This window comes from Pseudoalteromonas sp. AWH4_217 (assembly GCF_056161105.1).
Genome location: NZ_JBSWYM010000020.1, coordinates 1 through 12,189 on the forward strand (window position 1 = coordinate 1; position 12,189 = coordinate 12,189).

The following is a 12,189-nucleotide window of genomic DNA, read 5'->3' on the forward strand; positions in this document are numbered from 1 at the left end:
AGCTCAGTTGGTTAGAGCACCACCTTGACATGGTGGGGGTCGGTGGTTCGAATCCACTCGGTCGTACCAACTTATTTGATAAGTCACAATGAATACCTCTGTACACCACCGCTCTCTATGACCCGGGCCAATGGTCGGTGGTTCGGATCCACTCGGTCGTACCAACTTATTTGATAAGTCACAATACACACCTCTGTACGACCGTAGCTCAGTTGGTTAGAGCACCACCACTCTCTATGACCCGGTCCAATGGTCGGTGGTTCGGATCCACTCGGTCGTACCAGCTCCCGTTATTAACCTCCCATCGCGACTCTTAAATACCTCTTATTGTTTACACCTCAACAGCCTGTAAAAATTCGCATTTCGCCTTTAGTAAGAGTCATGTTTATGCGAGAGTTTATTGCACGGGTTTGCTCTGACCTGATAATTTGCTATAAATTAGTTAGCAAATCCCATTCTAAGGAAGGTCATGCCTGGCAGGTTATCTATCACGTTCTTGTTCATGTTGATAACAAGCCTGTGCAGCTGTATAGCACATGCTAAGCCGCCACCACCTCATTCTTTGACCATTGCCATTGGTTTGGAAAATTATGACTTCAATCCTCTGTTTACAGAATTCACCAGAAAAACCGGTATTCGGGTTAAAGTCGTTGAATTCGAGAACAACTCCTTAAAATCTGAGCTACTTTTAAGGGCCAGTAATAACGCCTTACCTGACGGTATCATAGTACCCGCAGACTATATGGGGCTGACAGCGCTCAACTTGTCCGAAGTGCCAGATCACTGGCTGTCAACGCATTTGATTGATCAGGTCCGTTTGAACATCAAAGCCAATGGCACCACGCTTGGGGTACCGATCGTATTTGGTAACCAGCTGATGCTGTACTACAACCGTGCAGTTGTCAGCGATCCCGCAAAGAGCTGGCAGCAACTTCGCGCACAACAAAAGAAGCAGGCGCTTAAAATCAATTGGAACTATTATGAAATGTACTGGTATAGAGCGTTTTTAGGTACTTTCGGAACATCACTGATTGTAAATGGCAACGCTAACTTAGATACACCCGCCATGGTAAGCGCACTGCGTTGGTATAAGTCTCTTAAAAACGAGGCGTGGCTGGATGTAGAATGTGACTACGATTGCACCGTGGAACAATTTTTAACCGGTGAAGTAGCCTACACCATCAATGGTTCCTGGATGTTTCAACGTTTCTCAGAACATTTTGGTGATAAGCTCGGTGTTGCACAGTTACCGAGCCTCCATGGTGAACCTATGCGCTCATACTTTTCGTCTCATGTAATTGCGTTTCCTGACAACGCCTTAACTGGAACCAAAAGAGCCGAGCTCAGAACACTATCCGAATTTTTGCAATCTCTGCCAGTACAAACTAATTTATGGTCTTCAATAAATGCGCTACCAGTCGACAAACGCGCATTAGAAATGCTCAAGATACAAGGAATTGCGCAAGTAGAAGCACTCATATCGACGCTGGAGTACGCTCAGCCTATGCCTAACGAAGCGCAAATGGCCTTTGTCTGGGAGGCGATGTTAAAGGGCCTGACACGTCATCTGGCAGGTGTGCTGGACGAACATCAAGCCGCCCATTTTATGCAACACATTGTTGAAAAGTCGATTAGCTATGAGCAAGAAAAAAAGCCTGGTCAGTGAATTACAGCTTAAAGTCGGTGCAATGGTTCTGGCCCTGCTGACCATTGCCCTCGCTCACTTTGCTTACAGTGCCTGGACACAAGCCAATAAAATTGCCGCAGACACGGTGGCACAACGCGCTACCAGTTTGTCGTTAGATATCAAAAACAGGCTCGCCGAGTTTACTTTTCAGGTCGCTCATTATAGTGACCACCGGATCCTGGCGGAACTCCCACTCAACCTTTTGTATACGCAATACGCGCTCAAGGAAATGCGCGATCTGGTCTACACATCCCCTTTGGTTAAAAGTGTGATGATCAGCGACGGCTCCCCTTATATTGTCGAAGGCTATCCGCTTTATACCCTGCACTGGGCCACCCCTTCCATCATCGAGCATGCAAATGCTGTGATTAATGCCAATGCACGAGAACTAATGGTGCGCAAGCTGCTGATCAGCAACCAGGAACTGGGAATTACCGACACAAATGGCGGGACATTATTTATTGCCGTGCCACTGCGCCAAACACTGCCTTCTCTTATCGACCCTTTTCGCTACACCAGCGTGTTATTTTTCGAACTGGATGTGAGCCAGCTCGCCATTGAGCTGGCTGATTATGAATCTTTGCGTATCTTTTCAGATCAACAACTTTGGTTTGATGAGGGAAACGTATTTGAGGGAGGTCTTAATGCAACCTACCCGATTTACGAGCGCGGTGACGAAGGCTTGAGCTTGTCTCTCTCGCTTTCTCACCAGCACAGCGCTTATACGCAAGAGATCTTGTATGCCATTATCAGAAGCGCACTACTTGCACTGGGTGTATTAATCATACTCTTTTGGTATCTGGCCTATGTGAGCCGTAAGGTAACAAGCCCGATGAAGCAGCTTGAAAAATACTGCACATCGCTGACTTCAGGTAATTATCAACAAAATAATGCTAACCTGGAATACGAAGAGCTCAAAACACTACAAAAGACGCTTAACGAACTGGTGAGTACCGTCAATACTCAAGTGACACAGCTAAAACAAGAGAAAGTACGCGCAGAGCAATCAGAGCTGGCTAAAGCGCAGTTTCTAGCCACTATGAGCCATGAGATCCGCACACCCATGAACGCGATTCTGGGGGTGTTCCAGCTACTAAGACAACACAATCATGATCAAGAAGAACACTCGCTCGTCGAGCAAGGCTACACCTCCTCACAGACCCTGCTTGCTCTGGTTAATGACATACTCGACTTTTCGAAAATGGAGGCTGGTAAACTTAACCTTGAAGTGCTTGCGGTAGACATATTAAAACTGTGCCGGGAAGTGGTTCAGGAATACCAACATCTGGCACGTGATAAACAAGTCGTGCTAGAACTCACTTCAGAACTAAAGCCACACCTGTCTGTCAGGCTTGCCGATCCGCTGCGACTTAAACAAATATTGCGTAACTTGTTGTCAAATGCGATTAAATTTACCGAACAAGGTCAGGTGAGGTTGAACGTGCAGGGAAACAAAGAGCGGCTGGTCATTGAGGTCTGTGATACTGGGATCGGCATGACGCCAACTCAGGTCGCCAGCCTGTTCAAACACTTTCACCAAGCTGACAGCTCAACCACACGTAAATACGGGGGGTCAGGGCTCGGACTGGCAATAGTCAAACAACTGGTCGAACTTATGCAGGGTGAAGTTATAGTTAGCAGTGTGGCGGGTGAAGGTAGCCAGTTTAGAGTTAACCTGCCTCTGTTAAGTGCCAAGCCGACATCGCAACGCTTATCCACTGAAGCGAAACCGGAAACCCCGGATTTGCGCGGCGTAAATGTCTTACTTGCCGAGGATAACCTGATTAATCAGCAAATATTTGCAGCAATGATGAAAAAGACCCACGCTAATCTTACCCTGGCCAACAACGGTCAGCTGGCCATGGATTGTTTTTATGACACACAGCCCGACTTGTTCTTTGTTGACATTCAAATGCCGGTAATGGATGGCATAGAAGTTTGCCAACAGGTAAAAAATACCGACTACAGCAAGCCTCTCATCGCTATCACAGCCAATGTACTTCCGGAGGATGTCAGCCGGTATCTGTCACTCGGATTTGACGATTTTGTCGCCAAACCAATTGATATGCAGGCACTGTTTGATACTGTTACTCGAGTTATGGATAAGCAAGCACAAAAAAATGCCACTAAGTCAGATGCGTCAACACTAGATAGCAATGACCAACTAATACGGCGCTAAGCCATCAGGGAGCGTTTATAAACATGGTATGCGGTGACGACACTCTATTCCTTCGACCTTTTGAAGAGTCAGATCTCAAGGACTTTGTCCGATACAGAGCTAATCCAGAGGTTGCACGATTTCAAAGCTGGGATGAAAACTATACGCTAAAAGATGCCAGTGCACTTTTCCAGGCGATGGACTATAGCCGTTTCGCAGAGCCTGGATTGTGGTTTCAGGTTGCTATCGTTCGGCGCGTTTCAGCAGAGCTGCTTGGCGATCTGGCATTGCACTTTTTACCACAACAGCAGGTTGAGATTGGTTTTACGCTGGCGCCTGAATCACAGCGTAAAGGAGTAGCTAGACATGCACTTCGGTTATTACTACCCCATTTGTTTTCGAAATACGACATTCACCGCGTGAGCGCACTCACTGATACCCGAAACTTACCTGCTCAAAAGTTGTTGGAGGCACTATATTTTCGATGTGAAGGCCATTATATAAAAAGCCTCTATTTCAAGGGAAGCTGGGTAGATGAATACAGCTATGCACTGCTACGCGAAGAGTACCATCAGCTCACCTCTTCAATGCAACCAATAGTGCCTCAGCCATAGGTATTGCCGACACCGGATTCTGTCCTGTGACAAACTGGCCATCTACAACAACATTCACCTGACCTTTTTTTGCAGCAACAAATATTGCGCCAAGCCTTGTTGCCTCATCTTCAATCAAAAATGGATAATGTGTGCGAGCAAACCATCCTTCTTCGCTGTTCGCTTTGCCGGTAATACGCTTGTTTAAGATCAGCCGGTGACCACTTTCATCCTGTAAGTTCAATAAGGCGACAGTGCCGTGACAATCCGCAGCAATAATACCGCCCGCTTTATATATGGCTTCTGTAAGCTTCTTTGCTGAGGCATGTGCCGTCAGATCAAACATTGGTCCAGCCCCGCCTGCGTAGTAAATAGCTAGATAGTCACGACTATCGCGTGTTTCTAAATCATTTGGTTCACTAAGCTGTTGCTTAAGAGGCGAATTATCCAGCCAACGTCTTTGTGCCTCTGCCAGTCGCCCTCTAGGGTATCCTGGCTTACCGGTACTGCTGACAAGCTCGATCTCGAACCCAGCGTCGTACAACACCCGGTATGGACCCACAACTTCAGGTAGCCAAAAGCCATGCTTATCCCCTGAGATAACAAAAAGAATTTTACCTTTGCGCGCGTCAGCAGATAAGGCGGGCATTGAAGAAGTCATAATCAAGGCAAAGAAAACAAGCATTTTAACTAATACCTGAAAATGAGCACGATGGAATCTATACATAATAAAAGTCCTTATTTGGGTTTAATGTCTGCTCACCTTATCGGCTTGTACTCAATGACACATGAAGTAACGCTGATTTATTCAGGAATTCTCAGGACGAGTCTGTGACTCCACTGTGACCAGGATTTTATTTCTTTATATTTTAAAGGGTTAAAATTACACAATTGAGGAGGATGAAAGTATCCGGATTTACGTCAACCTATAAACTAGCGTACTATCTGAATGTTCCAACTCATAGGTTGGCGTGTACAAAGATAACAATAATACCATTGTGTGCCAGGCAGGAGCCTATTTTGAGATACCTGAGATTTGAAAACCTAATCATAGATACCCATAACCAGATACTGATCCGTGATGGAGTCTCAGTGACGCTGGCACCAAAGGTATTCGATTTGCTCTACTACCTGGCGTGCAATCAACAGCGCGTGATCAGCAAAGATGAACTAATGGACACAGTGTGGCAAGGCACACTAGTAACAGACAATGCCATTAGCCGCACCCTGGTCAAGGTGCGCAAAGCACTGGGCGATGATCCCAAGTCCCCCAATTTTATTTTGACCGTGCCGCGCAAGGGATATCGAATGATCACTTCATTTCATGAAACAGATCAGGTGCCCATACAAACACAACCCTTCTCTGCCCATGCAAGCAGACATCAGCCTCTATCCAGCATAATCAGAATTAAGCGGCCCATTTTATCTTCTATTGCCTTGTGTGCTGCTGCCATTTTCGTGACAGGAATGTTCCTGTACTATCCTTATTCGTCACCTGGGCTGAGTAAAAACAAACAAGTTACACCCTATACGCGAGCACAGGGCGAAGAGTTATACCCCAGTCTGTCGCCAGATCTCAAAGCGCTCGCATATGTCAAAAAGATGAACCAGCTGAATGTGCTCATCGTCGAGAATGTCAGTACACATTCCCAGCAGCAGCTGTCAACCCCGCTTGCGCGGTTTAGTCGACCAACTTGGTCACCTGATAGTGAGCAGCTTGCATTTGTTATGCATACACCGCAAACATGTGGTATTTACCTGACTCGTGTGACGCACTTACGTACGCAATCACAATGGCAAAAACTCAGCACATGTGGCAACGAAAGTAAGCCCGACCTCGCGTTTTCAATAGATGGAACGAAACTCTACTTCAATGATCGCACATCTGAAGAGTTCGGCTATCAAGTTTTCCAGATTGATTTAACTCAGAGGCAAAAGTCGATCGTGAATCAGCCTATTACCAATGGCCGTGGAAACTACGCCTTTGACCTTTCACCTGACGGACGTTCGTTGGTGATGTTAAACAGTGAATTTGGCCCAAAAACACGTATTTACACGCTCGAGCTATCCTCGTCAAAGCTCACCCAAACCGCACAACTTGACTATCTGATGCGTTCAGTCATCTGGCATCATGACAGTCAAAGTTTGATCCACCCTGCCCCACATCCGGCTTATGAGTTATGGCAAAGTACTGTGCATGGCGATAAATTGGCAACCGTTGTGAGCAATACGGCGCGCGTAAAACATCCGGTCCGAATAAACAATGGCACAGACTTTACCTTCGTGTCTTACCTCCTGGACCGAGATATCTATTTGCAGCGCAGTACAGACAATCAAACACTACCCCTGGCAAACTCGTCGGTCATGGACTACCTTCCGACAATAGCAAATACGTCATCACATTATGCCTTTGTGTCAAAGCGCTCAACACACGCACAAGTGTATCTGGGTGATATCACGCAGCCGCTGGCGGAGCCTGTCCCATTGACCTCAGGCAAAACTCCTCATCGATTTTACCAACTCGCATTCTCTCCCGATGGACGTCAATTGCTCAGTCTGGCTGACAATCAGCTTCTCCTCACAAATATCACAACACAGGAAACGACCCCTCTGCTAGGCACCGATATGGCGGTCAGAGGCGTCAGTTGGCATTCTAACAATCAATTGCTATTTTCCACTACCAGAAACAATCGCTGGCAGCTGATACGTTTCGATCTGACAACGCATGAATCCGAGCTTATTTTCCCTGAGTTTATGGGTGGGATCTACAGCAAACACGATGACGCTTTTTACCTGATACACCGTAAAACAGGTCAGGTATTCAAGCACGCAGTATCAAGTAAAGAGACCTCTGCGTTACCACTGTATTGTACAACGCACCTGCCTAACCGGCGGCTTACTCTGCAACGTGGAATCAATGGCTTACATTGTCTGAAGGACGACCAAAGTCATACACACTTGCCTATGACATCCACGGATAAAATCACCTGGCCACAACAGATTGATAATGCAGATTATCACCTTTCGACACATGGGATAATCTATACCCGCCTGCAACGTACTACAGCAGATATCATGAGAACACTCGATGTACAGTAAAGTATTTTCTCAAGGTGATACAGTCTCTGTATCTCACTTCAATCTAAGCTGTTAATTTTATTACTTTTAGTTGTGACCACTTGTTGTGGTCATTACTTTTCCGTAAGCCATCACACCTTTTCCCTGTTTGTTCCTGAATCCTCTTTTCGATTTAGCAATACTGACCTGCGTTTTCATTCACAGGATCAGGAGACAACATGGATAAACCCATCCAACCCAAATTATTGAGTAGACGACGCGTCGTTATTACTTCGCTTGTCGTTGCTTTCACTGCGGTATCAGCCACAAGTATTCAGGTGTTCAGTAGCCACTTTCAGACGTCAGGGAAAACCTATGACATCAGTCAGAGCACACTTGAATTCAGTACCGCACATCGCGCCAACTTTACCCACTACCTGCCGTTACGCGGTGTTGTCGAGCCACGAGATACCATCTTTATAGATGCCATTGATGGCGGACGTGTAGACGCCTTATATGTCCAGGAGGGGGAGCAGGTGCGTCAAGGTCAGGCACTACTCAAGCTCAGCAATACAGATCTGCAGCTTAGGGTGTTGGCTCGCGAAGCAGAAATATCAGAGCAGATTAACGACATGCGCAACACACGCCTGGCCGTTGAGCAAAACCAACTTGCGCTGGCACGTGACATCATCGAGCTCGATTTTACCATTCTCAAACTGGAAAAAGATTTGGCGCGTCAACAAAAGCTATATGAACAAGCCTTAGTGCCACAACGAACAGTAGAGATACTCAGAGATGAGCTTAATTACCAAGTGACATACCGTGAAACGGTAAAACAAAGCCAGCAAAAAGAGGCATTATTACAACAGCAACAGCTCACCCAGCTTTCTCAAAGTATTGCTACCTTACAATCTAACCTCAAGATATCGCAATCCAGTCTGGACAAGCTTACTATCCGTGCCCCTCGCGATGGGCAACTGACATTTATGAACGCCCGGGTTGGTGAATCTAAAGCGCCTGGTGAGCGACTTGGTCAAGTCGATGTAATAGACAAATTCAAAATCAGTGCCCACATTGATGAATTCTATATAGACCAGATCTCAATGGCGCACACCGCCGCGATGAAACTTGGGCAAACAACAATTACGCTCACCATGGCCAGAATTTACCCGGGTATAGAGAATGGCCGATTTAAAGTGGACTTTCATGTCCAAACCCCCAACGGACTGCCCACATTGAGACTAGGACAGAGTTTGCCACTGGAGTTAAACCTGAGCTCCGAGACAGCTCAGCTGGTCGTTGATAATGGTGCATTTATACAGTCCACAGCTGGAGCCTGGGCGTTTGTAGTGAGTGAAGATGGGCGCAGTGCACACAAGCGCAAAGTCACCCTTGGACGCCGGAACCCCACTCAAGTGGAGGTCGTATCAGGGATCAGCGTCAATGAGCGACTGATCACGTCTTCATACAACCGCTTTGCCGACGCAGAGCACCTTTCTCTTATCCCATAAGGTAGAACAATCATGATCAAACTAAATAATGTCAGCCGCTCATTTATTGCGGAACATATCGAAACCGTCGCCCTGGACAAGCTCTCCTTGTCGGTCAGCCAAGGCGAATTTATCTCTATTTTGGGGCCGTCAGGCTGTGGTAAGTCATCTTTGCTCAATATTCTGGGCATGCTGGATGACATCGATGAAGGCAGCTTTGTGTTTAATGACACTGAGCTTGCCACTGCATCTTCATTAGCAAAGGCACAATTGAGGAAAAAACACATTGGATTTATTTTTCAGAATTTTAATCTGATAGACGAACTCAACGTAGAGCAAAATATCGCACTGCCACTGCACTATCAGCAGCTCAATAAAGCACAACGAGCCGCTCGGGTTGAAGAGGCTCTTCATCGCCTGGATATTGCTCATCGTCGCACTCACTTACCAGCAAAGCTCTCAGGAGGGCAACAACAACGGGTTGCGATTGCACGTGCGATAGTCACTCAACCAGATTTGATCCTGGCCGATGAACCGACAGGTAACCTGGACTCCCAAAACTCAACACAAGTCATGGAGATACTTCGCCAGCTCAACATGATGGGAACAACCATCATAATGGTGACGCATGCGCAGGAACAAGTTCAATACGGCACTCGGGTTATTCGACTTATGGACGGCAAAATACACCAAGACAGTCCGGTTTCTGCTCAGCGTACAGTGAACAAGCTGGAGGTATTAAGTGATTAGCCTTTTGCTCACCATGACATGGCGCAATATGTTGCGCAGCAAACGCACCGCGGTCATTCAGTTACTCAGTTTAGTCATCGGCCTGACCTGTTTTATGTTGATCCAACTGTATGTCTCCCATCAACACAACTTTAATGCGCACTTCAAAAATGCAGAGAATATCTACCGAATTAACCTGATTAGAGATGACAATCGTCCACAAACGCTCACTCCTCTTCGGCTCGCCGAGGAGCTTACCAGTAACTTCCCGGAAGTCACTGAGGCAACTCGCATTTCAGTCAGCACTATATCTATCAGGAATGCTTCTGGTGTATTTGCTGAACGTGCGCTATTCGTTGACGAGAACTTTTTCTCATTCTTTGACTACACCCTGATTGAGGGAGATGTTCACACGGCACTGCAGGCTCCTGATAAAGTGGTCATGCACGAAGCACAAGCGCTGAAGTACTTTTCGCGCAGTACTCAGGTAATTGGCGAACAGCTTAACATTAACGGTAAACCCTACCAGGTATCCGCTGTAATAAGATACTCAGGTGCCCCATCCACCATCCCGAATGAGATAATTCTGCCGATCCAGAACTATTTTCAGCAGTTGCCAAATGAACGCTGGCAAACATTGTGGAATTTCAACGCGACCATCACATTTGCAAAAATCACGCAAGCAACCGCAATACCGTCACTGACTGCAAATATCAGTGACTATTACCAGCAACGCGTTGAAGGGTTATCGTCTTATAAGCGCTACCGAGTCATGTTCGAACCTTTATTGGATGTCTATCTAAATGCTACAGCAACCCGTAGCTTGATCCCACCCGGCAGCAAAGAAATGGTAAACACCTTTGTGCTGGTATCTTTTATGTTATTAGCTCTGGCCTGTATCAATTTCACCAATTTGGCCACTGCCGCTTCTTTGCGACGAGCAAGAGAAGTAGGAGTTAAAAAAGCACTAGGGGCAAGTCCAAACCAGCTAGCTTTACATTATCTGATTGAGTCTTTATTTATAACGCTGTTGGCTCTGGGAGCTGCACTCGCTTTAACGGCTCTGCTATTGGGCGCATTTAATCAATTGATGGGGGCACAAATCACGCTTTCCCTTACCTTCGAGCATGCTTTTACGCTGATACTCACCTTGCTTTGCGTTACCCTTCTTGCGGGAGGCTACCCAGCTTTGTTTCTTAGTCGCATGAACGCTGCACTTGTATTGAAGGGAGTAGTAGATACAGGTCACGGAGCAACATTCTTTCGCCGTATACTCATGGTCATTCAGTTTATCATAGCAACATTGCTACTGATCGCCAGCACAGTGGTGAGTCAACAGATGGATCATCTTAGTACAATGGCGCAAGGCTATGACAGAGAAAATGTCCTCATCATCAACCGCGGTGCTACCGTTTATCAGGATTTCAAGCGTCAGGTATCTAAGTATGACGATGTCGTTTCCCTGAGTATGTCACACACGATCCCTACCAAAGCGACGCGTACATCAGCGATTGTGCGAACTCATGAAGCGCCTGGTAATGAGATATGGGTTGGCAATAACCCGGTTAGCTATGACTATTTCAGGACTATGGGTATAGCGCTTCTGAGCGGTCGGGCTTTTACGCGCCAGTCTCCCGGAGATCCATACTTTGAAGATGAACAGAATACCGCGAATACTCGCGGGAATCTGATAATCAATGCAACATTGGCGGCCAGATTGAATGCTGACCCCAATGACGTAATAGGTCGCTATTTGACACTCGGCAGTGTTAGCGAAGGATTGCATCGTCATCAGATTATCGGTGTGGTCGAAGATACACATCACGTTGATGCGAGTCAGCATGTTCCGCCTATGGTTTATGTTTTGTCTGAGAAACCCGAAGATCTGGCACTTAGGTGGATGGCAATCAGACTGAAAGCAGGGTTTAATCCAGATGTGCTGCAACAGCTAGAGCAGACCTGGCTTGAATTAGACAGCAGCAAAGCATTTAAGTATGAGTGGCTGGCAAGTTTATTCGACGCACAATACCACAACCAGACACAGCACCTGCAATTGCTAAAGCTATTTACACTCATCGCAATGGTCATGTCTGTTACCGGATTGTACGCAGTGGCTTCGTTTACCCTGTTACAAAGCCTGAAGGAAATAGCAATACGCCAGATTATGGGCGCAAAAAACTGGCAAATTTATGGGTTGTTTCAATTACGCTTTGGCGTTCTAGTGCTGCTTGCAACTCTTATCGCTTTGCCCATAGCGTTTATTTTGCTCACCGACTGGCTCAATCAATATGTCTATCGAATTGAGCTACCTGTTAGTGTATTTGCAGTCAGTTCGTTTGCCTGTTTGGCGCTGGCGGGTATAACAGTTCAGATGGTTGCTTTCAATGCAGTGCGAAGCCGTCCTGTTGAGATACTAAAGCGTGACTAGCTCAATTAAAGAAATGAGAAGCCCCTTGTAAGGGGCTTCTTTCAATC

Annotated in this window: 8 protein-coding genes and 1 tRNA gene; 8 read left to right on the forward strand and 1 reads right to left on the reverse strand. The window is 46.5% G+C overall.

From position 1 onward, the window contains the following. Nucleotides 1-197: 197 nt before the first annotated feature. The 4 genes from ACXAH1_RS20385 to ACXAH1_RS20400 all read left to right on the forward strand — a co-directional run bounded on the left by ACXAH1_RS20385 (nt 198) and on the right by ACXAH1_RS20400 (nt 4,459). Nucleotides 198-283: transfer RNA gene (locus tag ACXAH1_RS20385), tRNA-OTHER, on the forward strand. A 186-nt stretch (nt 284-469) separates the two neighbouring features. After that, nucleotides 470-1,666, forward strand: coding sequence for a sugar ABC transporter substrate-binding protein (locus tag ACXAH1_RS20390; RefSeq protein ID WP_475199159.1), 1,197 nt, complete (start codon nt 470-472; stop codon nt 1,664-1,666). Beyond that, the gene (locus tag ACXAH1_RS20395) at nt 1,638-3,866 is read left to right on the forward strand and encodes an ATP-binding protein (protein ID WP_475199162.1); all 2,229 of its coding nucleotides are present in this window, start codon (nt 1,638-1,640) and stop codon (nt 3,864-3,866) included. The genes ACXAH1_RS20390 and ACXAH1_RS20395 overlap by 29 nt, the downstream gene beginning before the upstream one ends. Before the next feature lie 23 nt (nt 3,867-3,889). Beyond that, on the forward strand, nt 3,890-4,459 hold the full coding sequence (locus tag ACXAH1_RS20400; protein ID WP_475199164.1) for a GNAT family N-acetyltransferase: 570 nt from the start codon (nt 3,890-3,892) through the stop codon (nt 4,457-4,459). On the opposite strand, the gene ACXAH1_RS20405 is transcribed toward ACXAH1_RS20400, so the two are convergent. Next, entirely contained in the window at nt 4,422-5,165 is a 744-nt protein-coding gene (locus tag ACXAH1_RS20405) for a type 1 glutamine amidotransferase domain-containing protein (protein WP_475199168.1), read from the reverse strand. The two genes, ACXAH1_RS20400 and ACXAH1_RS20405, sit on opposite strands and share 38 nt — an antisense overlap. Nucleotides 5,166-5,458: 293 nt before the next feature. Here ACXAH1_RS20405 and ACXAH1_RS20410 point away from each other — a divergent pair, with 293 nt between their 5' ends. The 4 genes from ACXAH1_RS20410 to ACXAH1_RS20425 all read left to right on the forward strand — a co-directional run bounded on the left by ACXAH1_RS20410 (nt 5,459) and on the right by ACXAH1_RS20425 (nt 12,142). Beyond that, nucleotides 5,459-7,537 carry a winged helix-turn-helix domain-containing protein gene (locus ACXAH1_RS20410; RefSeq protein WP_475199172.1) on the forward strand — a complete coding sequence of 693 codons (2,079 nt, stop codon included), beginning with the start codon at nt 5,459-5,461 and terminating at the stop codon, nt 7,535-7,537. 197 nt (nt 7,538-7,734) lie between these two features. Next, the gene (locus tag ACXAH1_RS20415; RefSeq protein ID WP_475199176.1) at nt 7,735-9,006 is read left to right on the forward strand and encodes an efflux RND transporter periplasmic adaptor subunit; all 1,272 of its coding nucleotides are present in this window, start codon (nt 7,735-7,737) and stop codon (nt 9,004-9,006) included. Nucleotides 9,007-9,018: 12 nt separating this feature from the next. After that, nucleotides 9,019-9,735 carry an ABC transporter ATP-binding protein gene (locus tag ACXAH1_RS20420; protein WP_475199178.1) on the forward strand — a complete coding sequence of 239 codons (717 nt, stop codon included), beginning with the start codon at nt 9,019-9,021 and terminating at the stop codon, nt 9,733-9,735. After that, a complete protein-coding gene (locus ACXAH1_RS20425) occupies nt 9,728-12,142 on the forward strand; it encodes an ABC transporter permease (protein ID WP_475199180.1) in 2,415 nt (804 codons plus the stop codon). The genes ACXAH1_RS20420 and ACXAH1_RS20425 overlap by 8 nt, the downstream gene beginning before the upstream one ends. The last annotated feature ends 47 nt before the right edge of the window (nt 12,143-12,189 follow it).

Bases quoted from the DNA above. Each gene is read 5' to 3' on its own strand.
- ACXAH1_RS20390 (WP_475199159.1), top strand. From the start codon at position 470: ATGCCTGGCAGGTTATCTATCACGTTCTTGTTCATGTTGATAACAAGC.
- ACXAH1_RS20395 (WP_475199162.1), top strand. From the start codon at position 1,638: ATGAGCAAGAAAAAAAGCCTGGTCAGTGAATTACAGCTTAAAGTCGGT.
- ACXAH1_RS20400 (WP_475199164.1), top strand. From the start codon at position 3,890: ATGGTATGCGGTGACGACACTCTATTCCTTCGACCTTTTGAAGAGTCA.
- ACXAH1_RS20405 (WP_475199168.1), bottom strand. From the start codon at position 5,165: ATGTATAGATTCCATCGTGCTCATTTTCAGGTATTAGTTAAAATGCTT.
- ACXAH1_RS20415 (WP_475199176.1), top strand. From the start codon at position 7,735: ATGGATAAACCCATCCAACCCAAATTATTGAGTAGACGACGCGTCGTT.
- ACXAH1_RS20420 (WP_475199178.1), top strand. From the start codon at position 9,019: ATGATCAAACTAAATAATGTCAGCCGCTCATTTATTGCGGAACATATC.